The sequence below is a fragment of the Paenibacillus sp. FSL R7-0189 genome (genome assembly GCF_037969925.1).
In the GTDB taxonomy this organism is placed as follows: domain Bacteria; phylum Bacillota; class Bacilli; order Paenibacillales; family Paenibacillaceae; genus Paenibacillus_AQ; species Paenibacillus_AQ odorifer.
On record NZ_CP150223.1, the window covers coordinates 2,588,868 to 2,612,572 of the forward strand.

The following is a 23,705-nucleotide window of genomic DNA, read 5'->3' on the forward strand; positions in this document are numbered from 1 at the left end:
ATCGCTTCTAAGGCTCGTTTTGTGTACAGAAAATTAAATTACTCCCTCTTGATTTAGGGTTTAACCAGCAGCCCATACATCTAACTCAATTTTTAATTCAGGTAACCCTAATCCTTTAATATAAGCAATTGTCATTGAAGGAGGTGTCATGCCGAATACTTTATTCCAAATTTCATAGAAATGGTTCCAATCGATTTCTTCCGTAGCCCAAATGTTGATTTTGATTACATTATCAGGTGTTAGCCTTTGAGAAGAAAGGACTTCAACAATATTACTCATCGTATTTGTTACCTGTTGGTTAAAATCTGTAGGGATATGATTGTTTTGATCGATTCCAATTTGGCCAGAAAATACATACATTTCAGCATTTCTACTTATTTTTGTTACATGACTATAGTTACCAACCGGTTTAGCAATATTCTCTGGATTATATCTTGTAATAACATTATTATTTAAGTTCATTTTGTGAATTCTCCTTTAAATAGAAGATACATAACGAGATCTAAGTTATATATCTCCGCTGTTTTTTAGTTTCTTTTAATTTTTGACAGACCTATCCTATCAATAATTAATTCTAGAAAAAAACAGCAGTAGAATACCCAATACCAAAAGATAGATATTTTAGCGATCTCTTTTTCACCGGGTATTCCTCCTTCATATTTAAAGTAAGATAAGTTTCCTCAGAATGATATCATTAATCCAAGTGATACTGCAACAATTCCACTTTCGACACAATTTTCTAAGCTTTTTTTGCTGTTATAAATGAAAATAATGAAATATTTTTTGAAAAAAAAGCAAAAAAGACTTACATTAATCATTTTTATATTGTTATAATAACAAACAGACCGGTTGGTATGTTAGGGGGAGTACGTTATTGTGGATACAAAATCGCTAATGATTGAGACGGCGACACTTCTTTTTCAGCAAAAAGGATATAAAAATGTAGGCGTGAGTGAAATTTTAAAAGCCTGTAATGTGACCAAAGGAGCGCTTTATCATCATTTTCCAAATGGAAAAGAAGAACTATTAATTGCTTGTTTAAAGGGCTTAAATGAAGCAATTACGATAGATATTGAGGATATTTTTAAAAAGCATCCATCGACGTTAGAAGCTACACAATCCATGATTGACAAGTTAGTTCACAACTTAGAAACTGAGGGCACGATTACCGGATATACCTTTAGCAGTATTGTCAGTGAAATGGCTACGGTGAGTGAACCTGTTCGCCAGGCATGTAGCTTGCTCTATGAGAACATGGAACGAATTTACTGCGATAAGCTTGTAACTGAAGGTTATTCGCAGGAATCAGCCTCCGATATGGCTTTGTGGATGACGGCTTCGATTGAAGGGGCGATGATGTTGTGCCTAACGCAAAAATCTACAACTCCCTTAAAAACTATCGCCAAACTATTACCGACAATATTGAAAGGAAGAACATCATGAATCAAGAAGCAAGATTACCAAGAAACGGTAAGGAGGGGGCATTATATGGTGCAATCATTTGTACACTGACGGTACTGTTTATGTCTTCAATAAATATCATTTTAGGGGTTGGAGAATTTAATGGTGAGGTTGCCTTAACGATTCTTAAGGTGTTTCCGATCATTTGGGTAATTGTCATGATTATTGAGCCTGTTGTTATTGGCCGTATTGCCGAAAAGCTGACAGCTACATTCACACAACCCACAGATAGCTTCAACGCCAAAATCCTATTCCGTATCTTGTTCACCGTACTAGGGATGTCATTTTGTATGACGTTTATTGGAGACATTATCGGAAACGGGTTGAGTTCTCAAACGTTTAATCACTTCTTAGCCAATTGGCCAAGAAATTTCCTGATTGCACTGTTCGCTGAAAGTATATTAATACAGCCGTTTGCAAGATTTGTGATGGTAAAGCTACATGCTTCTCAGGACAAAAAGAAATCCAGCGCTGTTGGCGTAACTATACATGGATTATCGGAACAAAATTCCTAACCTAAATAAGCTCTCAGGCGAAGCGATTCGTTTGAGAGCTTTTCTATTACCGTGTATAATGATGTTTTGGTTGAATAATTGAAACTCAAATCTTTGCCCGATATCTTTCGGGTAAGCCCTCCTATATAACAATGAAAGCATAACAATGAAAGGTGATTTTCTGACATGATGATCTATAGTCGTCTTGCCATAATGATGCCCCCATTTCCCTAGCTAGGCTCATATTCTTGTAGTTGTTCGAGGATATAAGCTTGTAGGAGGGCGAAAATAAGATGAAAAAATATGCAGCACCATCGTTACTTTTAATGATTGTTCTTGTGGCTTTTCCGCAAATTAGTGAGACGATTTACACCCCATCGTTACCGGATATCGCAGTAGCACTTGGGGCCACCAATAGTTCTGTACAGTTAACGTTAAGTATATATTTTATTGGATTTGCTTTAGGTGTTTTTAGCTGGGGTTGGTTGTCTGACTTCATCGGGCGGAGATCTTCCATGCTGGCTGGACTTCTTGTATACGGTATGGGAAGCCTGATGTGTTTTTACTCAGAATCCATTCATCTGCTGTTAGTCAGCCGGTTTATACAAGCGTTTGGGGCAGCAACAGGTTCGATTATTACCCAAACCATTCTTCGTGAGAGTGTCTCCGGGAATAAACGGCATGTTATGTTTGCCCAAATCTCGGCGGTCATTGCTTTTACTCCCGCAGTAGGTCCGTTAATTGGCGGATGGGTGGATCAAGCTTTTGGTTTTCGAGCGGTTTTCTTTACATTAGTGATGATGAGTGTGTTGTTATTTATGTATGCTTTTTGGAAGCTGCCAGAAACCACTGATGTTTCCATGAGAAAAAAGGTGGCTATTCTGCCTATAGTCAAAAAAATGCTCGCATTGCCACGTGTATTGGTGTTTGGATTACTAATTGGAGGCATTAACGGAATCTTATTCAGCTATTATGCTGAAGCTCCTTTTATATTTATTGAACACTTTCAGATTTCGCCAGGAGTCTATGGTTTTCTCGGCATTATTGTGGCTTTGGCGTCGATTGTAGGAGCAATGATCTCCAAAAGGTTATTAACCCTCTATGCCCCAGAAAAAATAATTCATATCGGCTGTCTAGTAATGGCGGGCGGAGCCTTGCTATTAACAATCGCAAGCAGTCTTGTCTCGTTGCCGGACATGATAGTGATCGTATGTATTCTAATAACGCTGTTTGTCCTATTAATGGGTGCAGGGATTGCTTTACCTAATTGTCTAAGTCTTGCTCTTGTTCAATTTCAGGATGTTGTAGGAACAGCAGGCGCAATATTTAGCTTGGGCTATTATTTGCTTGTTAGCTTGGCGACGTGGGGAATGAGCGCTCTTCATAATGGTTCATTACTGACGATGCCTATTTATTTCTTAGGGATTAGCGGCGGAATGTGGTTATTAGGTAAAAAATTTATTGTAGTGGAATAGAAATAACTTCTTAGTCATTTGATTAGTAGGAAGATATGGATCGGGGCGTCCATAAATTAAGGGCAGCAGTCTGGAACTTTTTGAGTTCCGGACTGCTTTTTGTTTGTTAGTCCACTTCTGGCACAATGACTTGGATATGACGAGGGAGAACACTTAGTGTAATAGGCAAAGTTGGACCTTCTTCGCCATCTACATTGGTTCTTACGGTTTCTGGAGAGCTTACACTTACATTGTGGGCTGTGAAATAGACAACGTCTTTATGATCTTTGAGGGTACCCAGCAGTAAAGATATACTGGCTGTAATGGTATTGAATATACTGAGGTCCAAAATAATAAAACAATGAAGCAGACCGTCGTCAACCGCAGCATCCGGTATTAGATTCTCGAACCCGCCGACTGAGTTGGTTAATACGGCGAGAAAGAGTAAGGAGTCTCCTTGCCATATTTGTTCATCATGGTGAATGACAAGGGGGTGGGCTGTAGGGCTTGTAAGTTGTTTAAGACCTTCTTTCAAGTATGCCAATGAGCCGAGTTTGGTTTTATCTTCGGAGGATACAGAGGATAATGATCCGGCAATTGAACCTACAGCAACAACGTTGCCGAATAGGCGGTCATTTAAGCGACCGATATCTACGTTTTTTAGGTTAGAGGAGGCAAGGGTTTGAATGGCTATTTCGGGATTCAGTGGAATTTGTAATGCACGGGCGAAATCATTAGCCGTTCCTAAAGGAACCACACCTAATATTGGGTGGTGTTCCTGATCGATAAGACCATTAATGGTCTCGTGAAGCGTGCCATCCCCGCCGATAGAGACAACCAGGTCATAACCTTCCTCACAAGCAGTGATGGAATAACGAGTGGCGTCTAGTTCTTTTGCCGTCTCGTTGATCGTAACGGAGTAGTCTTTGTCACTTAGGACTCTTGTTGCGTATCTGACATATTGGCTGGCTTCCTCTTTACCGGATGAGGGGTTAATAATAATCATAGCTTGCCGCATAAGGATAATCCTCTCTATTGTGATCTAATAGAAGTTTATTCTTACCATTACCCCAAAGTAGGCCAGCGGAACTCGTTCTCATAAAAAAAGGTGAGCAAGATTGACCTAAGTCATCCTGCCCACCTGTGTATTCAATTAATAGACTTTATCTCCATTAAAAATGGAGTTCTTAACGATAACGTAATCCACATTACGGATAGCCTCTAATTTATTGCCACCTGCATAAGAGATGGAGGATTGAAGATCCTGCTCCATTTCTCTTAGGGTTTCTGCTAAAGCCCCCTTATGCTCAACCGCAATTTTCTTACCTTCGACGTTCTTCTTTTCACCTTTTTGGTATTCTGAAGCGGAGCCAAAGTATTCTTTATAGAGCTTCCCAGCGATTTCGATGGTTTCACCCGGAGATTCTTCATGACCAGCAAATAGTGAACCAATCATGACCATAGAAGCGCCAAATCGTACGGATTTAGCAATATCACCGTGTGTGCGAATGCCTCCATCGGCAATAATAGGCTTGCTTGCAGCCTTGGCACACAAGCGTAGTGCAGCTAACTGCCAGCCGCCTGTACCGAATCCAGTTTTGATCTTAGTGATACATACCTTCCCTGGTCCAATCCCAACTTTAGTAGCATCAGCCCCAGCGTTTTCTAATTCTCTAACGCCTTCAGGTGTTCCTACATTTCCTGCAATAACAAAACTAGCAGGCAGGTATTGTTTAATATGTTTGATCATCCGAATGACTGCTTCGGAATGGCCATGTGCAATGTCAATTGTAATGAATTCCGGAACCAGCTGTTCTTTGGATAATTGTTCGACGAAATCATACTCTTCTTCTTTAACTCCGACGCTGATGGATGCGATTAATTCACGGGAGTGCATGTCTTTGATGAAAGACGTACGTTTCTCCGGTTCAAAACGATGCATAATGTAGAAATAGCCATTTTGCGCCAAGGAGATAGCGATCTTCTCATCAATGATGGTTTGCATGTTGGCAGGTACCACCGGCAATCTAAATTTATGCCCACCGAGGGTGACTGATGTATCACACTCCGAACGGCTGTTTACGATACATTTTGCAGGAATTAATTGAATATCTTCATAATCGAATACTTCTTTCATAATTTACACCTCTAAATGCGAACATTATAGTATTTTGGTTTGTTAATTGTTCGTCCAAATTGTAATGTACCTCATTCTGCGCCGTAAGTCAAAATTCTAGTACATTATGGTGTAAATTGGACATAATTATACGGCAAATTCGTGTACGGCATTCTTTTTCCTCCATTTAAAAAAGCTTGAAGGCAATATAAGCAGCAACGGTCCAGATAATGATCGCGGAGATCTTATTAATGATCCGCATGATTTTGCCACTTGAGTCGATTTGTCCTACGGTTTTTCCGGCTACAGCCAGCCCAAAGAACCAAATCCATGACACTAGGATAGTCGCGCCAGCAAATACAACTTTGTCTACACCTGTGTAACTAAGCGAGCTAGTGCCGATAACGCCAATAGTATCCAAAATCGCATGTGGATTTAATAAAGAAACGGACAGCGCGAACAGGATTTGTTTTTTGGAGGATAAAGGGGTTGCGTCTTGCGCTGACGATGCCGGTGTACTTTTCCAGATAGACCATCCCATATACAAAAGAAATAAAAGTCCTACAGCAAATAAAGCGGTCTGCAGAACGGGGATGGCAAACACAAGGACTGAAACACCTAATACGGCTAATAAAATAAGCAGGGTATCGCATAAAGCGGCTGTAACAATAACGGGAATGGCTTTTTTAAAATGTGGCTGCGAGGCCCCTTGGTTAAATACAAAGACATTTTGTGCGCCAAGTGGAAGAATTAATCCAAAGGCTAGTGCAATGCCATGAAGTAGTGCGGCTAACATAGTTATTATTCCCCCGATACTGGTCATACGTTATAAAATTTACGGACCTATTGGTTTGATTGGTTTACTACAATTTTATGGACAAATAATATGTACTATCATACAGTCTGGGCTTTGCTTTAAAAAGCTGCTTATTCAGAGGGACATTGAATGATCAATTACACTAATTACACCATTAGTAAAAATGTCATCTCAACTCATGACTTTTTGTAACTAGTGAGTCCTTAAGGGGTTACACTATAATAAAGATTAAGTCAGCAGAGTATATAGGGGGAAATGTCTTGTTTAATCTGGTCAAACAGTGGTTCTGGTACGATTGGCTCGTCCTCCTGTTTCGGATTTGTTTTTCTACTTCTTTTTTGGTCACCATGTGTTATCTTTCGGAGGATTTTACGATTCCGTTCTGGATCGCGTTTGTTTGGGGCGTGGTCTCTTTTTCTGTGCCTTGGTTTTGTTTGCAGCTGCACTACAAGTATTATCTGATGGCGGAGATCCTCTTTTCGGGTGGACTTTGCTTATATTTGGCTGCTTTGTTTCCTGAATCATACGTAACTTTTCTGCCTATCGCTTTTATGATTGCCAGCAATAGTGCAGAGAAGTCCTATCGTTGGACAGCTCCGATCACGGTCATTTTGATTCCAATTATGTTATCTAGATTGTCACAACAAATGGATGCTGTATCAATGATTTTTAACATGGGTTTAGTGTATACGCTTGGGTTCGCTTTTCATTTACTAGTGGTGAATCACAAGCAGGGTAGAATTATTAAGGAGCAAAATGCTGTTTTAGAGCAGTATATCTCGCAAGTTGAACGTATGACACTTCTGGAAGAACGAGATCGTTTATCCAAAGATCTGCATGATACGGTGGGGCATTCTTATACTTCAATTATTATGGGGCTAGAGACTTTACGTTCGGAGGTGAACACCTCTGAAGGAGAGCACAAAATAGATGCCTTGTTAAAGCTAACCCGCAATGGCTTGGATGATGTTCGGCGATATTTGCACCATGTGGGCGCTTCGGAGGATGCATTGACGCTTATGCAGTCCCTACAGAAATTAGTGGATGACTTCCAGACCTTCTCCAAGGTTAAGATTCGCTTAAGAACATTCGGAGAGCCGTATACAGTATCTAAGCAGGCCCAAATGGCACTATACAGATGTTTGCAGGAGTCGATAACCAACGCTGCACGTCATGGTCACGCCACTGAAATTGTCATCAGCTTACATTATGAAGAGAAGTTGATTCGGCTGGATGTGCAGGATAATGGATTAGGCACTGAAGATTTAAAAGCAGGATTTGGTGTCAATGCGATGAAGGAGCGTGCCTCCAACTTGCAAGGACAGGTGTATTTCTACTCTAAGCCAGGGGAAGGAACCTTAGTGACCTGCAGTTTACCAAGGCTTGAAGAGATACAGGAGGAAACGGTTCGTTTATTGCTGGTGGATGATCAACCCTATATCCGCGATAGTCTGCGAATTATTCTAGAGCAGGAGCCGGATTTTGCGATTATTGGGTTAGCTGAGAATGGTGAACAAGCAATAAGCCTCTGCGAGCAGGAAGAACCTCACGTGGTGCTGATGGACTTAAATATGCCAGGCATGGACGGTGCAGAAGCGACTAAGCTTATTAAGCAAAAGTGGCCAGGGGTACGAGTGTTGATCCTGACTACTTTTCAAGAAGCAGATATGGCAGTCGAGGCACTGCAAAATGGGGCAGATGGTTACTTGTTAAAGTCTACCGAGCCGCAGGAGCTGTTCGAAGGAATACGTCTCGTACATCGGGGCGTAAAGATGATTACACCCGATATTACGAATGTATTAATTGATCACTATGAGATGCATCCAGCTTCAGAGGCGCCGCCGACGGAGAAGAATAATGAATATGGGCTGACCTCGCGTGAGCTGGAGATTCTAGAATGCCTCTCGAAGGGAATGCGTTATAAATCTATTGCCGCTAAACTATATCTGTCCGATGGAACGGTGAGAAATTACGCGTCCACCATCTATGCTAAGCTCGGGGTACGAAACCGTGAGGAGGCAGTCGAGAAGGCTTTTGGCATTTCGGATTAACGCTGACTAAATCTAAATCAGTTAAAATTGAGAAACACCTTATTGTTTGCTTTCCCTTGTGGGAGTAGGCAGTAGGGTGTTTTTTTTGTCATATGACATTATGGCACTGGTCGATTTTACACCAAAAGCACTAGCATAAGAGTTGCTTAGATATGAACAATTTTTTATTGCAGAGAGGGAGAGAAAAGCATGAATCAAATGATCCGGAAACATGTGAGAAATTTCTGTTTCTTATTAATTACTTTTGCCACAGGGCTATTTTACTTTTGTTTTTATTTGGTGGGTATTACCTTTGGAGTTGCGATGTCCTTCACCTTAGTGGGGATTCCGATCCTCTATTATGTTTTGCGTTCTACCGAGACTTTTTTACAGTATGAGCGAATTCGAACTAAAGTCTATACCGATATCTCCGTTCGCACGCTACCAACCCGATCTCACGAAGAAGGCAGCTTGTGGGAAAAGGTGAAGATGGAGTTGCAGGATAATCATAACTGGAGAGCGATTATAGGGTTGATGTTGCAACTTGGCATCGGCATGGTCAGTCTCATTTGTGCCACTCTTTTTTACTTGACCCCTATTATTCTCCTGTTGTCACCTATCCTGTATTTATTAGATGTATCCTCTATAACGCTATTTGGGATTGAAAATAAAACATTCAACATCTCACTTTTCTTCATGTTGTTAGGTGCAGTGTCTCTATGGATAGGTGCTTATCTCGGAAACAGTCTGGTAAAGATGATCGGCAGGTATACGCGGCGTTTAGTGAAGGATTTTGCTAGAAGATAAACTCAAACAGGAAAGAAGGAAAAATGATGATAACCTCAGTTCCATTTATAAAATTATTCTCACAATCCCTTTGGATGATGTGGGAGAACGTATTTGCTGTCATCACCAAATTTCGTAGTCAGTCCGTGCGTAGATACGGGATATGTAAATTGGTAGTGTTGAAATATCACGGAGAAATTTTGGTCTGCCAAGATGGGCAACGGATACTTCCGGGAGATTGGGTGGGTGAGCTTCATTTGGACAATCGCCAGATCGTGCAGCTGACACGTACGCTTGGCGCAGATCGGGCCGGAATTCGTACGGCACGCATGCTCCGCGAGGCTATGAAGGAGATCAGTCGTGATCTAGACAGCAATCCGGAACTAAGCAAAGTAAATGCGCTAACCGGGATTACACTGCTTCACCGGGGGATTATTCATGGAATAGGTTTTGAGCAGCGCCCTATCAAGTCCAAATGGCAGCGGCACTGGTTTGGGATATACCTTCGTTTCTTACTTCGCATGCTGCATCCGGAAGGGAAACATCGTGTAGAGGACAGCACAGAGAAGTTATCTCCCATGATGCTTGTGCTTAGCAAGCAGTCCTTGAAAGCACGATTTGCCCCGCGCAAGACAGAGGCGGCTTCCTAATGTGGACCTTCATAATTTTAGCAGTGGATGTGATTGTTCTTTATATGATCGTTCCTTTTGCGCTTACCCGAATATTGGGATGGGGGGTTCACTCGGAAGTAGGTGCAGAGAAGGAAATTGCCTTTACGTTCGATGACGGTCCGGATCCTTGTTATACACCTGAACTTCTAGATCTATTAAAAGAGCATGGCATAAAGGCGACCTTCTTCGTATTAGGCAAAAAGGCAAAGCAATATCCGGAATTGATCGAGCGTATGCACAGAGAAGGACACCAAATCGGCATTCATAATTATACTCATACACCCAACTGGATCCACTTCCCCTGGACCAATAGACGGAAGCAAGTAGATCGCACAGCAGACATTGTTGAGCGAATTACAGGAGAGCGGCCTATCTTTTACCGCCCACCTTGGGGGCTTCTTAATTTAGGGGATTTCTTTTTGCTAAGAGAATCTTATCGAATCGTATTGTGGTCTGTCATGGTCGGAGATTGGAAAGCGTCACTGAGTGCAGAACAATTAAAGGATGCCTTAATAAAAAAAATAAAACCAGGCTCAATCATTGTTCTACACGACAGCGGAGATACACCGTGGGCAGATGAAGAAGCGCCCTTGAATATGATCACTGGATTAGAAGAAGTCTTAAAAGAAATGGATAAAAAGGGTCTGAAGTGTCTTCGGATGGATGAACTGCTGAACAAGGAAGTTAGTCATAGTAGAGAAGCTAGATCCAGAGTCAAACATCGGGGGCAGATTGATCTGTAGCTATTGAAATTTCTCAATCATTTTTTATATGGCAAGGGCTATGGTAACATTTAGAGTAAAGCGGTCCGTACCTATATAAATTGTTGAGAAAAGGATGGGGTAGCATGTTGAATGCTTCTTACTGGTTAACCAATATAAGATTAGAACAAGGTTATGTTATTGAGGATGGGCAAGTAGCGGGTACGAATACGAAGATTTGTCATCTCCGCATTGACGGGGATAAGATATCAGAAGTTGTTGGAGCAGACATAGAGCTTCAGAGCCAGCTCCCGAAATATGACTGTAAAGAGTTGTTGATGTTGCCTTCTTTCGAAGAAGCACATATCCATTTAGATAAAACGTATTACGGTGGACCATGGAGAGCGGTAAAGCCTGCGTCCAGTGTTTTCGAACGGATTGAGGAAGAGAAGGTATTATTGCCTAAGCTGCTGCCCATGGCGAGACAACAAGCAGAGAGCATCCTGACGCTTATTCAGGGGTTTGGTGCCACACATGTGCGTAGCCATTGCAATATTGAGCCTGTCAGCGGTTTGCAGCGATTAGAGGCAACTGTACAAGCATTAAATACATTCGCGGGCACAATTTCAGCTGAAATTGTGGCGTTTCCCCAGCATGGCCTGCTGCGCTCGGATTCTGTGCAACTGGTAAAACAATCTCTGGCAGAGGGGGCAACCTTTGTAGGCGGAGTAGATCCTTATACGGTGGATGGAGATATCGAGAAGTCACTTCAGACGATGGTGGAACTAGCAGTGATGAGTAATGCCGGCATTGATATTCATTTACATGATGGAAAAGAAGCGGGAAAGAAAACACTGACGCGGTTAGCTGATCTGACGGAAGAAGCTGGCTTGCAAGGAAAGGTCACGGTCAGTCATGCGTTCTGGTTCGCAGGAGCTCAGCAGCAAGAGGCAGAAGAGGTAGCTAAACGGATGGCATCACTGGGTATGACTATTGCATCCACAGTGCCTATTGGAAGAATGATGATGCCACTTCCGATGCTGCATAGCCAAGGGGTAAAAGTGAAGCTGGCAACAGATAGCCTTACCGATCACTGGTCCCCTTTTGGTAATGGAGATCAATTGGAAAAGGCAGGACGTTACGCGGAGTTGTACGGCTGCAACGATGAATTGGCATTATCTCAATCCCTCGGATTTATAACAGGAGGATTAACACCCCTTGATCCAAAAGGCGAGCAGGTATGGCCAAAGGTTGGCGACACTGCTAGCTTTGTGCTGTTGCATGCCAGCTGTTCGGCAGAAGCAGTAGCCCGAAGAGCGCAGCGCCAAGCTGTCTGGTACGAAGGCCGTCTGGTGAGTGGTTCGATAACAAATAGAGACCTGTGAGGCAGATGATATGCTCCTCTCTAACTATCTGCATCAGTATAAATCGGCGATCCTCTCACTCCCGAAGGGTACAGTGCTAACTAAAGAGGATCTGCAGGTGGATAAGCTTCTAATGGAGCGTAATGGCAAGGTGGAAATGTATTATGCCCCCCATAATGAATACATTAATCCTTCTGCTAAGATGATCATTATAGGGTTAACGCCCGGGTTCACACAAATGGGCATAGCGATACAAGAAGCGATCATAGGTCTGGAAGCTGGTTTATCAGATGAAGAGGTATGTAGGACAGCGAAGGAAGCGGCGAGATTCGCAGGCTCCATGCGGAACACGTTAATTCATATGTTAGATACACTTAAACTGCATCAACACTTGAACCTAACCTCTTGTGAAGAACTATTTCAGCAGCAGCAGACGATCCTGCACACCAGCTCTTTATTGCGTTTTCCTGTGTTCGTGGATAAGAAAAATTATAGTGGGACCCAGCCCAAGCTACTTTCAAATTCATTCCTCAGGGCGCAGGCATTATCTTCCTTGCGTGAGGAGCTGAACATACTGAGCCGGGCCTTAATTATTCCCTTAGGAAAAACAGTGGAAAGTATACTTCAACTCCTTGTGTCCGCAGGTGAGCTAGATAAACAACGCTGCTTATGGGGATTTCCCCACCCCTCGGGCGCCAACGGACATCGATATAAGCAGTTCGCCAGCCATCAAGAACAGATGATGAAGATACTGCATAATCATTCATGGAAGGGCTGATTCAAGCTCACAATCAGATAATTTACATGAAGTCGAAAAAATAACGAATGACATGAAAAAAGACCGGTGAAGTGTAGGTCAAGCTATCGATCCGGCTTAAATGGCTTTGCTTCAAAGCCACGAATTTATCGCCATCGCCGATTAGCAGATCCCGCTTTAACACGGAAACCGTTAAACTGCCAAAGAAGCCGCTCAAGCTGACCAACATGCCTGACAGTAACCCGAAGATTGGGTTGAGCGGCGTCAGGTAGGGATAGATTAGATAGGAAACTCCTGTCGTGATGACAAATGCGAAAGCGAAACCCTCCCAAGTCAAATACGGATTGGCGGTGGGAACTATTTTACGCTTCCCTACATAAAGTGATGCCAGATAGTGGACCACATCATTGAGCTGCGTTAGCACTACTAAAAAAAGTACAAGCCCGGCTCCATACTCCGGTGTAGCAAATTGAAAGTATGCCAAGTGACTAAGCCCGAATACCATCAGCATTAGCCCCCATTGCGTGGAGCTGACACTACGCATAAAACCAACCGTGCCTTTATTAATCATTCTGGGCAGTGGTAGGAGCAAGAATACATAAACTGGGATGAAGACAATAAACATTCCGTACCACTCGATATAAATCCAGTAGAACTGTAACGGAATGGATAAGTACGCCCACAGAAATAGCCTGCGGTCGGATTTTCGTGATTTCATCATGGAGAAATACTCCTTCAGTGCAAAGAAGCAGAGCACCATGAGAGAAAGAAGAGAGACGACGGGATTAAATAGGGTAGCTAGGCAAAAGATAAAAAGCATTCCCCACCACGTCTTGATGCGAAAGCCAATGCCCGTATAATCTTTATTTGGCTGTAGCTTCCCTATAACTACATACATCAAGTGAATGGCCGATAGGGCCGCAAAGATAAGAATTATAGTTAATAAAGAGCGGTCGATAACTGATCACCAACTTGTCCTAGAGTAGATTCCATTAATGGGTTCATATGTTATTATGAAGGAAACGTTCAAACTTGATAAGGGGAAAATTGTAAATGGCAGCAGATCCATCGGTCTTTATATTACTGACGAATACCGGGACGCTTTTTACGAAGCTCATTCAAGGCTATACAAAAGCACCCTATAATCATGCCTCGATCTCCTTTAATCGAGAGCTTTCCGAGCTGTATAGCTTTGGCAGGAAGCATCCGAGCAACCCCCTGAATGGAGGGTTTGTGAAGGAGGATATTAAGACAGGTACGTTCAGCAAATATCCAAATACAACATGTGTCCTATATGAACTTCAAGTTACAGCCCGCGAAGTGGAGAAAATGGAGCGGGTCTTGCAAGTCTTTATCCGAAGCCGTCAAAAGTATCTCTATAATATTCTCGGCGTAATTGGCATTGCCCTGAAGGAGCCTGTCGAATTCAGCAACTCTTATTTTTGTTCGCAATTTGTAGCGGAAATTCTAGAGCGGTCGGGTATTAAGTTATGGAATAAGCTGCCTGCACTCGTTACTCCGGATGATTTTCGCCAAAGTGATCGGCTGAGATTGGTTTACCAAGGTAAATTAAGTGAATATGAACCTGAGCGCCTAGGAGGAGACGAAGGATGAATAGCAAAGAAATATTTTCTAATCGGGTAGATTCGTATGTGAAATATCGGCCGAGCTATCCTGGAGAAGCCATTAATTATTTGTACAATACTATTGGGCTCCAACCTAATTGTGATATTGCTGATATTGGTGCAGGAACAGGAATATTCTCAGCATTACTTCTGGAGCGCGGGAGTTGTGTGACTGCCGTTGAACCCAATCCGGAAATGCGTAGAGCTGCGGAAGAGAAGTTCGCAAAGGATAACCATTTCTCTGTATCGCCGGGGTCTGCTGAACATACAGAATTATCAGATCAGTCGATGGATTTTATAGTATGCGCCCAAGCGTTTCACTGGTTTGATAGGGACGCAACGCAATTGGAATTCAAGCGGATTCTAAAACCGGGTGGAAAAGTTATTCTGATATGGAATTCCCGGCTTACTTACGGTACCCCATTTCTGGAGGAATATGAGCAGCTACTGCAGACCTTCGGCACGAACTACACTCAAGTTAATCATAAGAACATTACCCCTGAGATCCTTAGCTCCTTTTTCAAGAAAGGACAGATGCAAGTAGCGCATTTTAGCAATCAGCAGGTGTTTGATTTGGAGGGCTTAAGCGGGCGGCTTCGATCGTCTTCCTACACTCCGGTCCCCGGAGATCCAAGCTATGAGAATATGATGACTGAGCTGCGGAATATATTTGAACGAAATAACCAGAGTGGGCAAGTGTTTTTTGATTATAAGACCGAAATTTATTGGGGCGAAGTGTAAAATAAATAAAAGACTCAAACCTTAGTGATAACAGGGTTTGAGTCTTTTTTATTTGTAGTTATGAAAGATGTACGTAAAACGTGGTGGACTCGCCGACGAAACTTTTGGCATAAATTTTTCCTTTATGCTGTTCAACAATGGATTTGGCAATCGCCAGTCCTAGGCCATATCCCCCTTGTTTACGCGCCCGGGAGGCATTTGTACGGTAGAATCGGTCAAAGATGCTCGCTAAGTGCTCCGGTGCAATGCCCTCCCCCGTATTAGTGACTGCTAACACCATGTCATTATGCTGTTTTTTAAGGGATAAGGTGACTGAGCCTTTAGGGTTCGAATATTTTACAGCATTGTCCAAGAGGATCATAATCACTTGTTTGATCTGTTCACTATTGCCTAGCACTGTCAGATCAGGCTCGATGTCATATTCAAGGGAGATATGCTTCTCAAAGATTACAGCTTCCATCGTTAAAATGATATTTTCAACCACGTCGCTCAGATTGAATTTCGAATAAATCATTCTCGATCTGGAATCGTCCATCTCGGTCAGGTACAGCAGATCATTGGTCAGGCTGGTCATTCTCTCTGTTTCCGATTTGATATAGTGCAGCCACTTGGACTGATTGTGAATGGTGTCATCACTGTTGGACAGGAGAACATCCGCATTGGTGTTAATAATGGTCAACGGCGTCTTTAACTCATGGGAAGCATCCGCAATAAATTGTTTCTGTTTCTCAAAAGCCTCCTTTACCGGCGCAATTGAACGATTAGCAAAAAAGCGGCTAGCGAAGTACAAGATAATCAGCATCACCGAACCAACTACAGAGAAGGTATAGATTAAATTGGTGAGGATTTTTTGCTCTGCAGTGATGTCCAGAAATACAAGCATCGCCCCATCACTCGTATGCTGGATGTTGAAGATCCATTTGCTGCTATCCAAGGTGAACCTTCCGGTATCTTTACCGGCACTTAGCGCTTCTTGCAGAGCCGTATTATAAAATTCATCGTCCATAGTAAATTTGGAATCTTTCCCTATGAGGTTCGACGCTGTATCTATCTTCAGCATAAATGAGACTGACCGTTCAGGAGGTGGAGTCCCGTTATCCATACGTTTATTATCAGCATGGGGTAACTGGGAACTTCCCTTAGTTGAGCCCATTCGTCCTGTATCACCACCGGGAGACTTGTAGTTTTCCATGATTCTGTGAAGATCCATCTGAATATTGTTTTGGACATCTTGGTACGTAATTACATAAATCGAGATGAAGGCCACCAGCATGATCACCGAGATAGTGACTAAGTTAACAATAAGAAACCGATTTCTGAGCTTCGTGAACATTAGGTCGTCACCTCTAATACATACCCTACGTTTCTGATCGTACTAATACGTACGGTCGAATTTAAGAAGGTCAGTTTTTTTCTCAAAAAAGAAATATACACCTCTACATTATTGTGCTCAGCATCAGAATCGAAGCCCCACAGCTTCTCAATAATTTGTTCTTTGGAGGTTACGGCTTGTTTCCTCAAGATAAGAAGCTCCAATAGTTCACATTCCTTTAGATTGAGCTTGATCTCTTTGCCACCCACGGTAAGCTTCAGATTGGATGTATTCAGTTCAATATCCCCGAACTTTAAAGCATCATCCGGTATCACCTCGCCTTTACGTCTTAGTACAGCCCTTATTCTTGCCAATAAGATCTCTGAGGAAAAAGGTTTGGCGATATAATCGTCAGCCCCATAGTCCAGCCCAGTGACCATATCTGTAATCTCACCCTTTGCAGTAAGCAGGATAACGGGAGTGGGTATCCCCTTTTTTCGCAGCATCTTGAGGACGCTAACCCCATCCATCTCAGGCAGCATAATGTCGAGCAGCAGCAAATCATAGATTCCACTCAGTGCATAATCCAGACCCGACCTGCCGTCATGGACTGCATCCACCGAATAATTATGTTTTTTTAATATTTGAGTTAAGGCTTCAGCGAGATGAAGCTCGTCTTCTACTATTAATATTCTCATGGTTTTGCCATCCCCTACATAGAACCAGTATTTGTTATTGAGGTCATTATATCAGTATTACCTTTATTGAACCTTAATGAAGAGAGACAACAGCGGCCGGAAGTCCAACATACACCGCAGTTACGATGTACACCTGTGTTAAGGGAATGTAAAAGATAATCAATAATTTGTAAAACCATTTAAGATTCATTAAAGGTTTGGGATCTAAGATACATTCATAAGCACACGAGACAACGATAAACAGAAAGGATTGATCACATATGGCGATTGAGGTATTCAACCGTTATGAGAACAAATATTTGTTGGACAACGAAGCCTACTATAAATTTTATAACCAATTGCTTGAATACATGGAACTGGACGATTTCAACAAGCAACATGAGTTTTACTCCATAACCAACTTATATTATGACACGGAGCACAACACCCTGATTCGTAACAGTCTTGCGAAGCCCAAGTACAAAGAGAAGCTTCGTTTAAGAGCTTACGGTGTTCCAAATCAAGATACGAAGGTGTATCTGGAAATCAAGAAGAAGGTATTTGGTCTTGTTAATAAAAGAAGAACGTCGCTTAAATTAAACGAGGCTTATGATTTTGTCGCCACCGGTATGGAACCGGAATTCAAGGATTACATGAATAAACAGGTGATTGAAGAGATCAAATATTTTCTGACACGCTATGATTTGCAGCCCAAGGTGTATCTGTCTTATGACCGAAAAGCGTTGTTCTGTAAAAACAATCGCGATCTAAGAATTACATTCGATACAAATATTCGCAGCCGCCGGTACGATCTGAAGATGGAGCAGGGTGTTCATGGCGAACCCTTGCTGGAGCCGGGGCAGTGGCTTATGGAAGTAAAGGCTGAGAACACGATTCCGGTCTGGCTGGCCAGAATGCTCTCAGAGCATCAAATGTACCGTACAAGCTTCTCTAAGTACGGCAACGAATATAAAAAAATGCTGAAGAACAGTAAAACAGAACGGGAGAGTGCCCTCTATGCTTGATTCATTATTTACCGTAGCAACTAGTACAGAGTTAACGTTTACCAACGCACTGCTAACTATTTTTATAGCTATTGTTCTTGGCGGAATCATTAGCTACACCTATATGAAGACGAATGCCAGCGGCTATTCGCAAAGCTTCACACTGACGATGGTACTGCTGCCCGTAATTGTGGCAATCATCATTTTGCTTATCGGCAGTAATGTTGCCAGAGCTTTCAGTCTTGCCGGGGCGTTCTCCATCATTCGCTTTAGAAGTGCGCCGGGCGATCCGAAGGATATCACATTTGTTTTGTTCACCATGGCTTCTGGACTTGCCTGCGGAGTGGGTTCCTTTGGATATGCAGTTTTGTTCACCCTTATCCTATGTGCCCTTATGTTTATCCTTAACCGGACTAACTTTGGCGTAAGAACAACGTCGCAAAAAACATTAAAGGTAACCATCCCGGAGAGTCTGGGATATGAGGAAGCCTTCGCTGAAGTATTCAATAAATATAATGTTGGATACGAGCTTAAAAAGATTAGAACAACTGAGCTTGGCAGTTTATATGAGCTGGTCTACGCTGTAACGCTGGGTGAGGCTGTGAACCAGAAGGAATTTTTGGATGCGATTCGTACCCGGAACGGTAATCTAGACCTCTCGCTGACCATGACTCCAACTGTTAATGACTATTAAGATAACGAAAGGATGGATGAAAAATGGATAAATATATAACCGGAAGTAAAGTAGGAATCTTGCTATTGTGTGCATTACTTATGTCGGCTTGCAGCACCAATTCCACAACAACACAGTCTGAAGCGGCGGGTACAGCAGCAGCCTCGGGAACAACGATAACTCAGAACGGGGCTGACACGGGAGTACAACTGGCAAGCGCCAAATTGTCCGATCTGGTGACGTTCGATGAAGAGGATTCTAATACAACTTGGACGGCTGACCAATCGACGGAAATTGCTTTGGCTGGAACAAGTGCGCTTGTTGACGGCACCGGGGCTGAGTCTAAGGATGGCGCAGTGACAATTACTGCAGCAGGAACTTATGTGCTGTCTGGTAAGCTGAGTGATGGACAGATTGTAGTTAATAATCAGGATGAAGGTAGTGTGCACTTGGTACTGAACGGTGTGAACATCACGAACAGCGATAGTGCTGCAATTTATATTAAAGAAGCAGGCAAAGTGATCATTACCTTGGAAGACGGGACGGAGAACTCCGTATCTGATGGAGCAACTTACGTGTATGCCGATGAAACTACAGATGAACCGAGTGCGGCTATCTTCAGTAAAGCGGATTTAACGATTAATGGTACCGGGAAGTTGTCTGTTTCCGCTAACTATAATGACGGAATTACGAGCAAGGACGATCTGAAAATTATGGGTGGCACTATTGAAATTAAGGCTGCCGATGACGGGATTGTAGGTAAAGATCTTGTCGCTGTACAAGACGGAAATATCAGCATAACGGCAGAAGGCGATGGTATGAAATCAACCAACGATACTGAGACGGACAAAGGCTTCATAGCAATAGCAGCAGGAACATTTGATATTACGGCTGGTAATGATGGAATTCAAGCTGAGACTTCACTTGTAATAGATGGCGGAACATACACCTTAGTTACGGGTGGGGGCAACGAGAAGGGTGAAGTGAAAACAGGTGATCAAGGGCAAGGTATGGGCATGAGAGGTGGCCGAGGTCAGGGAACAGGGGATCAAGCACCAGGAACAACAGGAACCTCAACACCTGAAACAAAACCAGAGACGATGCCAGAAACAAAACCGGAGATACCAACAACGGAAGCATCAACAACGACAACAACGGCAACAACTACAGGATCGGAAACACCAAGTACTAAAGGCTTGAAGGCTGGAGGAGATATTAGCGTGAACAACGGAACCTTTACCATCGATTCTGCTGATGATGCAGTGCACAGCAACAGTAACATTGCTATAGCTGATGGAGAATTCAACATCAAAACTGGCGACGATGGAATCCATGCGGATGCCTTGGTGGCGATATCTGGTGGCAAAATTGATATTACGAAGAGCTACGAAGGGATTGAAGGAGCAAACATCGAGATTTCCGGTGGCGAGGCTCATGTGGTTGCTTCTGATGATGGAGTGAATGTAGCAGGAGGTAACGATGAGGCGACTGTAGGCGGCGGGCCTCAGGAGCAGGATCAATTCAGCGATTCTGCTAGCAATATGCTAACGATTAGTGGAGGAACACTAACGGTGGATGCTTCAGGTGACGGGCTGGATTCGAACGGCTCCATCACAATGTCGGGTGGCACGGTTATTGTCAATGGACCTACCAATAGCGGTAACGGTGCACTTGATTTCGACGGTAGCTTTGAACAGAGTGGAGGAATTTTGGTGGCTGCGGGAAGTTCGGGCATGGCACAAGCACCGTCTGACACCTCTAGCCAACATGCAGTGAGCATGACTTTCCCTCAGACCCAGGAGGCTGGAACCTTGGTTCATCTAGAGGACAGCGAAGGCAACACAATCCTGACCTTTGCTCCTTCGAAGAGCTATCAAACGGTGGTGATTAGTTCACCGGATCTGAAGGACGGAGGTTCTTACACCCTCTACTCGGGAGGTACCTCGACTGGTAGTGAAGCGAACGGACTGTATACGGATGGTGAATACACAGGAGGAACAAAAGTAGTAGCCTTCGAAATTACAAGCAGCGTAACTTGGCTAAATGAATCCGGAGTAACAACCGCAAACACCAATCAAGGTCCAGGTGGCGGTGGTGGTGGAAACAGAAGACCTTAGTTTATAAATTGCATATCAAAAGCCACTCCAGCATTATTTTGGAGTGGCTTTTGATAGTTTGAGGTAAATCAGTCGCCGTTAACAGGGATGGAATTCTGTTTAATCGGTTGATTTGAAGTATTGATGATCACATTATGTGAATTAAAAGACAGAATCTCAATTAGCTGCTCTGCCATATGGTTAGCTGTATATTTAAATCCGCCTTTTACCCATTCTATGATTAATCCAAATAGAGCATAGGCGGTATAACTGGAAAACAATTCGATATTAACATTGGTATTAGTGTTATTAACTGCGACTAAGTCCCGCTTGGTGAGCTCCTTTAAGAGGTCGCAAATCCTATTTTGGAACCCTGGCAGAACATTGGAATTTATAATGATGGTATAAAAATTAGAGTAAGAGACCACATGTTCAAAAATCTTGATGCTCGAGGTGGTCAGCTCACTAACTATAAATTTATCGGTATGAAGATAGGGTTCTTTATAAGCCTTAATTAAATCCTCCAACACATCATCAATTAGCTCATTCAGAAGTTCTTCTTTGGTTTGATAATGTTTATAGAAGGTTCCGCGGTTTAAATCGGCAAGGGTAACGATATCGGTTATCGTAATGGTGCGGAAATTCTTTTTTTCCATGATTAATATCAATGCGTTTTTAAGCTCTTTACGCGATTTGCTAGTTCTCCGATTATTTTTAAGCAACAGAAGACCACCTAACTGTCTATTTTCTAATCCTATTTGAACAGAATCCTGCATTATATATATTTATGAACATTTGGTGTCCCATTTGTATATTGATAGTTAAATTTTAGAGGATTAAACTTGAGTAGTATAAATTTTAAGCGTTAAAGAGATTTTATATATTGATATTTACATTATAGATAAACGTAAAGGAGACTTCCAACATGAAACTTCAAGACAGAGTTGCAGTGGTTACCGGGGCGGCATCAGGTATGGGGAAATCTATCGCAGAGTTGTACGCTAAAGAAGGGGCGAAAGTGATTGTAGCCGATCTTAATCTCGAAGGTGCAGAACAAGTAGCTGCAGGGATCAACAGTAATGGTGGAGTAGCTAAGGCACTGAAAGTAAATGTTGCCCTAGTTGAAGATATCGATAGCATGATTGATACCGCAGTAAAAGAATACGGAACACTAGATATTCTTGTGAATAACGCCGGTATTATGGATGGGTTTGAGCCAGTTGGCGACATTAGCGACGAGAAATGGGATCTTATCTTTGATATCAATACCAAAAGTGTAATGCGGTCCACTCGTAAAGCAATGCCTATTTTTCTGGAAAAAGGAAAAGGGGTTATCGTTAATACCGCTTCTACAGGTGGCGTAAGTGGTGCCCATGCGGGAGCAACTTATACTGCCTCTAAACATGCTGTAGTAGGCTTGACGAAAAATACAGCTTTTATGTATGCCAACAAAGGGATTCGTTGTAATGCTATCGCACCGGGAGCTACTGCCACAAACATCAGTGCTTCAATGAAAAATATAAATGAATTCGGCGTGAGCCGTACACAATTAACACAGGCTGTGATCCCTCGTGTAGGTACACCTGAAGAAATCGCACAAGTTGCGTTATTCCTGGCTTCGGATGATTCCAGTTTTGTGAACGGAGCTATCATCGCTGCTGATGCGGGTTGGACTTCTGCATTCTAAATGTTGGTTGTCTACCTCTGCCTCAACAATTTATCCACGGAGTCTTAGGGACCCAGATGACGTTATTCGCAAATTTTCAGTCTTTTGAGAAGGGATTCGGACTCCAGAGACGCTATTTCATATAAATCGACCCATATTTGGTGTTTTCGCGCCAATAGCTGCAGTGGAGTCCGATAGCAATTCAAATATGGAATAATGGCGCATTTAAGGTCTGCTGGGTCCGCCAACCAATTTTTTCGGGCAAAATGTTATCGGATTAAACGAAGGAGTGCCCCAGCACGCTACCATTATGCCAAATGATGACCCAAACGGGATGTTACATAAAACTCCGCTAGAGATTAATCTAGCGGAGTTTTTTATACGCTTGATATTTCCAGGGGAACCCTGCAAAATAGAGAGAATGCTAACTATAGAGGAGTTATATGAAATGAACGATGTTATGGTGCGGAATCATGTAAAAGTCATTGGAGCAGGAGAAAAAACTATCCTTTTTGCGCATGGATTTGGGTGTGATCAAAGCATGTGGCAGTTTATTACGCCATCATTTGAGAAAAAGTATCGAATCGTTCTATTTGATTATGTAGGCTCAGGCCATTCAGATTTAAGCGCATATACATCGGATAAATATCATACTCTCCATGGTTATGTACAGGATGTACTAGATGTCATCGAAACATTTGAACTCAAGGATATTATTTTTATAGGCCATTCTATTAGCTCTATGATCGGTTTGCTTGCTTCAATCGAGCGGCCGGATTATTTTGATAAAATGATTATGATCGGACCTTCCCCACGTTATTTAAATGAGGGAGATGCTTATTTCGGGGGCTTTGAAAAAAGTGATATTACTGAGCTTCTGGATATGATGGAGATGAATTTCGCGGGCTGGGCTAGCTTTATGGCTCCACTTGCGATGAATAACCCTGACCCAATGTTGACTAAACAGCTGGAACGAAGTTTTATTTCGGCCGACCCTATTATCGCTAGAGAATTTGCGGAAGTTACATTTTTTTCGGATCATAGAGAAGATCTGCCTAAAGCGACAGTGCCTACACTCATATTGCAATGCTCGGATGATAGTATCGTTCCTATAGAAGTAGGAGAATATTTACATAGACACTTGAATAATAGTACGTTCCGGTTAATGGAGGCCAAGGGCCATTATCCGCATATTAGCCATCCACAGGAGACCATTACTTTGATTAATGAGTATCTTAGGTGAGATGGAGAAGATTATGG

Annotated in this window: 24 protein-coding genes; 16 read left to right on the forward strand and 8 right to left on the reverse strand. The window is 42.6% G+C overall.

What is annotated here, in order from left to right; all coding sequences use genetic code 11:
* Positions 1–60 precede the first annotated feature (60 nt).
* Entirely contained in the window at positions 61–462 is a 402-nt protein-coding gene (locus tag MKY63_RS11185) for a RidA family protein (protein ID WP_036682315.1), read from the reverse strand.
* Positions 463–876: 414 nt separating this feature from the next.
* On the opposite strand from MKY63_RS11185, the gene MKY63_RS11190 reads away from it, so the two are divergent.
* The 3 genes from MKY63_RS11190 to MKY63_RS11200 all read left to right on the forward strand — a co-directional run bounded on the left by MKY63_RS11190 (position 877) and on the right by MKY63_RS11200 (position 3,430).
* Positions 877–1,443 (forward strand): TetR/AcrR family transcriptional regulator, encoded by a 567-nt coding sequence (locus MKY63_RS11190; RefSeq protein ID WP_036682313.1) that lies wholly within the window; start codon positions 877–879, stop codon positions 1,441–1,443.
* The gene (locus tag MKY63_RS11195; protein ID WP_036682312.1) at positions 1,440–1,976 is read left to right on the forward strand and encodes a DUF2798 domain-containing protein; all 537 of its coding nucleotides are present in this window, start codon (positions 1,440–1,442) and stop codon (positions 1,974–1,976) included. The genes MKY63_RS11190 and MKY63_RS11195 overlap by 4 nt, the downstream gene beginning before the upstream one ends.
* Positions 1,977–2,248: 272 nt before the next feature.
* A complete protein-coding gene (locus MKY63_RS11200) occupies positions 2,249–3,430 on the forward strand; it encodes a multidrug effflux MFS transporter (RefSeq protein ID WP_339812872.1) in 1,182 nt (393 codons plus the stop codon).
* Between the two features lie 106 nt (positions 3,431–3,536).
* Here MKY63_RS11200 and MKY63_RS11205 read toward each other — a convergent pair whose 3' ends face one another.
* From MKY63_RS11205 to MKY63_RS11215, 3 genes are all read right to left on the reverse strand, one after another.
* A complete protein-coding gene (locus MKY63_RS11205) occupies positions 3,537–4,427 on the reverse strand; it encodes a diacylglycerol kinase family protein (protein ID WP_036682309.1) in 891 nt (296 codons plus the stop codon).
* Positions 4,428–4,562: 135 nt separating this feature from the next.
* The gene (gene guaC, locus MKY63_RS11210) at positions 4,563–5,546 is read right to left on the reverse strand and encodes a GMP reductase (protein ID WP_036682307.1); all 984 of its coding nucleotides are present in this window, start codon (positions 5,544–5,546) and stop codon (positions 4,563–4,565) included.
* A gap of 166 nt (positions 5,547–5,712) precedes the next feature.
* Positions 5,713–6,321: a LysE/ArgO family amino acid transporter gene (locus MKY63_RS11215; protein ID WP_036682305.1), complete on the reverse strand. Its 609-nt coding sequence runs from the start codon at positions 6,319–6,321 to the stop codon at positions 5,713–5,715.
* A gap of 281 nt (positions 6,322–6,602) precedes the next feature.
* Between MKY63_RS11215 and MKY63_RS11220 the strand changes: the two genes are divergently transcribed.
* From MKY63_RS11220 to MKY63_RS11245, 6 genes are all read left to right on the forward strand, one after another.
* Positions 6,603–8,393, forward strand: a complete 1,791-nt coding sequence (locus MKY63_RS11220) for a hybrid sensor histidine kinase/response regulator transcription factor (protein WP_339812875.1) — start codon at positions 6,603–6,605, stop codon at positions 8,391–8,393.
* 189 nt (positions 8,394–8,582) lie between these two features.
* Positions 8,583–9,179 (forward strand): sensor domain-containing protein, encoded by a 597-nt coding sequence (locus MKY63_RS11225; protein ID WP_036682302.1) that lies wholly within the window; start codon positions 8,583–8,585, stop codon positions 9,177–9,179.
* Positions 9,180–9,202: 23 nt separating this feature from the next.
* The gene (locus MKY63_RS11230) at positions 9,203–9,808 is read left to right on the forward strand and encodes a hypothetical protein (protein WP_036682300.1); all 606 of its coding nucleotides are present in this window, start codon (positions 9,203–9,205) and stop codon (positions 9,806–9,808) included.
* Positions 9,808–10,572 carry a polysaccharide deacetylase family protein gene (locus MKY63_RS11235; protein WP_051491233.1) on the forward strand — a complete coding sequence of 255 codons (765 nt, stop codon included), beginning with the start codon at positions 9,808–9,810 and terminating at the stop codon, positions 10,570–10,572. Before MKY63_RS11230 ends, MKY63_RS11235 begins: the two co-directional genes overlap by 1 nt.
* 104 nt (positions 10,573–10,676) lie before the next feature.
* On the forward strand, positions 10,677–11,915 hold the full coding sequence (locus MKY63_RS11240; RefSeq protein ID WP_036682298.1) for an amidohydrolase: 1,239 nt from the start codon (positions 10,677–10,679) through the stop codon (positions 11,913–11,915).
* 10 nt (positions 11,916–11,925) lie between these two features.
* Positions 11,926–12,672 (forward strand): uracil-DNA glycosylase family protein, encoded by a 747-nt coding sequence (locus tag MKY63_RS11245; RefSeq protein WP_036682296.1) that lies wholly within the window; start codon positions 11,926–11,928, stop codon positions 12,670–12,672.
* A gap of 22 nt (positions 12,673–12,694) precedes the next feature.
* Here the strand turns inward: MKY63_RS11245 and MKY63_RS11250 are convergent, their stop codons facing one another.
* Positions 12,695–13,609: a phosphatidate cytidylyltransferase gene (locus MKY63_RS11250; protein WP_036682294.1), complete on the reverse strand. Its 915-nt coding sequence runs from the start codon at positions 13,607–13,609 to the stop codon at positions 12,695–12,697.
* Positions 13,610–13,704: 95 nt separating this feature from the next.
* Here MKY63_RS11250 and MKY63_RS11255 point away from each other — a divergent pair, with 95 nt between their 5' ends.
* Positions 13,705–14,265 carry a hypothetical protein gene (locus tag MKY63_RS11255; protein ID WP_036682293.1) on the forward strand — a complete coding sequence of 187 codons (561 nt, stop codon included), beginning with the start codon at positions 13,705–13,707 and terminating at the stop codon, positions 14,263–14,265.
* Positions 14,262–15,017, forward strand: a complete 756-nt coding sequence (locus MKY63_RS11260) for a class I SAM-dependent methyltransferase (RefSeq protein WP_036682291.1) — start codon at positions 14,262–14,264, stop codon at positions 15,015–15,017. Before MKY63_RS11255 ends, MKY63_RS11260 begins: the two co-directional genes overlap by 4 nt.
* Positions 15,018–15,075: 58 nt before the next feature.
* Here the strand turns inward: MKY63_RS11260 and MKY63_RS11265 are convergent, their stop codons facing one another.
* Positions 15,076–16,350 (reverse strand): HAMP domain-containing sensor histidine kinase, encoded by a 1,275-nt coding sequence (locus MKY63_RS11265; RefSeq protein ID WP_036682290.1) that lies wholly within the window; start codon positions 16,348–16,350, stop codon positions 15,076–15,078.
* Complete coding sequence (locus tag MKY63_RS11270) at positions 16,350–17,027, reverse strand: response regulator transcription factor (protein ID WP_036682288.1); 678 nt, start codon at positions 17,025–17,027, stop codon at positions 16,350–16,352. The genes MKY63_RS11265 and MKY63_RS11270 overlap by 1 nt, the downstream gene beginning before the upstream one ends.
* Positions 17,028–17,287: 260 nt before the next feature.
* Between MKY63_RS11270 and MKY63_RS11275 the strand changes: the two genes are divergently transcribed.
* The 3 genes from MKY63_RS11275 to MKY63_RS11285 are packed head-to-tail and all read left to right on the forward strand — an operon-like array spanning position 17,288 to position 20,800.
* Positions 17,288–18,031: a polyphosphate polymerase domain-containing protein gene (locus MKY63_RS11275; RefSeq protein ID WP_036682286.1), complete on the forward strand. Its 744-nt coding sequence runs from the start codon at positions 17,288–17,290 to the stop codon at positions 18,029–18,031.
* Positions 18,024–18,704 carry a DUF4956 domain-containing protein gene (locus MKY63_RS11280; protein ID WP_036682284.1) on the forward strand — a complete coding sequence of 227 codons (681 nt, stop codon included), beginning with the start codon at positions 18,024–18,026 and terminating at the stop codon, positions 18,702–18,704. Before MKY63_RS11275 ends, MKY63_RS11280 begins: the two co-directional genes overlap by 8 nt.
* Positions 18,705–18,727: 23 nt before the next feature.
* Positions 18,728–20,800: a carbohydrate-binding domain-containing protein gene (locus tag MKY63_RS11285; protein ID WP_036682282.1), complete on the forward strand. Its 2,073-nt coding sequence runs from the start codon at positions 18,728–18,730 to the stop codon at positions 20,798–20,800.
* A 68-nt stretch (positions 20,801–20,868) separates the two neighbouring features.
* Here MKY63_RS11285 and MKY63_RS11290 read toward each other — a convergent pair whose 3' ends face one another.
* Positions 20,869–21,501: a TetR/AcrR family transcriptional regulator gene (locus MKY63_RS11290; RefSeq protein ID WP_235219469.1), complete on the reverse strand. Its 633-nt coding sequence runs from the start codon at positions 21,499–21,501 to the stop codon at positions 20,869–20,871.
* Between the two features lie 203 nt (positions 21,502–21,704).
* Between MKY63_RS11290 and MKY63_RS11295 the strand changes: the two genes are divergently transcribed.
* Both MKY63_RS11295 and MKY63_RS11300 read left to right on the forward strand, forming a co-directional pair.
* Positions 21,705–22,466 (forward strand): SDR family oxidoreductase, encoded by a 762-nt coding sequence (locus tag MKY63_RS11295; protein ID WP_036682280.1) that lies wholly within the window; start codon positions 21,705–21,707, stop codon positions 22,464–22,466.
* Between the two features lie 427 nt (positions 22,467–22,893).
* Positions 22,894–23,688, forward strand: a complete 795-nt coding sequence (locus MKY63_RS11300; protein WP_036682278.1) for an alpha/beta hydrolase — start codon at positions 22,894–22,896, stop codon at positions 23,686–23,688.
* The last annotated feature ends 17 nt before the right edge of the window (positions 23,689–23,705 follow it).

What these genes read in the sequence shown, in the direction of transcription:
- MKY63_RS11185 (WP_036682315.1), bottom strand. Translation starts at nt 462, where the DNA reads ATGAACTTAAATAATAATGTTATTACAAGATATAATCCAGAGAATATT.
- MKY63_RS11195 (WP_036682312.1), top strand. Translation starts at nt 1,440, where the DNA reads ATGAATCAAGAAGCAAGATTACCAAGAAACGGTAAGGAGGGGGCATTA.
- MKY63_RS11200 (WP_339812872.1), top strand. Translation starts at nt 2,249, where the DNA reads ATGAAAAAATATGCAGCACCATCGTTACTTTTAATGATTGTTCTTGTG.
- MKY63_RS11205 (WP_036682309.1), bottom strand. Translation starts at nt 4,427, where the DNA reads ATGCGGCAAGCTATGATTATTATTAACCCCTCATCCGGTAAAGAGGAA.
- guaC (WP_036682307.1), bottom strand. Translation starts at nt 5,546, where the DNA reads ATGAAAGAAGTATTCGATTATGAAGATATTCAATTAATTCCTGCAAAA.
- MKY63_RS11215 (WP_036682305.1), bottom strand. Translation starts at nt 6,321, where the DNA reads ATGTTAGCCGCACTACTTCATGGCATTGCACTAGCCTTTGGATTAATT.
- MKY63_RS11225 (WP_036682302.1), top strand. Translation starts at nt 8,583, where the DNA reads ATGAATCAAATGATCCGGAAACATGTGAGAAATTTCTGTTTCTTATTA.
- MKY63_RS11230 (WP_036682300.1), top strand. Translation starts at nt 9,203, where the DNA reads ATGATGATAACCTCAGTTCCATTTATAAAATTATTCTCACAATCCCTT.
- MKY63_RS11235 (WP_051491233.1), top strand. Translation starts at nt 9,808, where the DNA reads ATGTGGACCTTCATAATTTTAGCAGTGGATGTGATTGTTCTTTATATG.
- MKY63_RS11240 (WP_036682298.1), top strand. Translation starts at nt 10,677, where the DNA reads ATGTTGAATGCTTCTTACTGGTTAACCAATATAAGATTAGAACAAGGT.
- MKY63_RS11245 (WP_036682296.1), top strand. Translation starts at nt 11,926, where the DNA reads ATGCTCCTCTCTAACTATCTGCATCAGTATAAATCGGCGATCCTCTCA.
- MKY63_RS11255 (WP_036682293.1), top strand. Translation starts at nt 13,705, where the DNA reads ATGGCAGCAGATCCATCGGTCTTTATATTACTGACGAATACCGGGACG.
- MKY63_RS11260 (WP_036682291.1), top strand. Translation starts at nt 14,262, where the DNA reads ATGAATAGCAAAGAAATATTTTCTAATCGGGTAGATTCGTATGTGAAA.
- MKY63_RS11265 (WP_036682290.1), bottom strand. Translation starts at nt 16,350, where the DNA reads ATGTTCACGAAGCTCAGAAATCGGTTTCTTATTGTTAACTTAGTCACT.
- MKY63_RS11270 (WP_036682288.1), bottom strand. Translation starts at nt 17,027, where the DNA reads ATGAGAATATTAATAGTAGAAGACGAGCTTCATCTCGCTGAAGCCTTA.
- MKY63_RS11275 (WP_036682286.1), top strand. Translation starts at nt 17,288, where the DNA reads ATGGCGATTGAGGTATTCAACCGTTATGAGAACAAATATTTGTTGGAC.
- MKY63_RS11280 (WP_036682284.1), top strand. Translation starts at nt 18,024, where the DNA reads ATGCTTGATTCATTATTTACCGTAGCAACTAGTACAGAGTTAACGTTT.
- MKY63_RS11285 (WP_036682282.1), top strand. Translation starts at nt 18,728, where the DNA reads ATGGATAAATATATAACCGGAAGTAAAGTAGGAATCTTGCTATTGTGT.
- MKY63_RS11295 (WP_036682280.1), top strand. Translation starts at nt 21,705, where the DNA reads ATGAAACTTCAAGACAGAGTTGCAGTGGTTACCGGGGCGGCATCAGGT.
- MKY63_RS11300 (WP_036682278.1), top strand. Translation starts at nt 22,894, where the DNA reads ATGAACGATGTTATGGTGCGGAATCATGTAAAAGTCATTGGAGCAGGA.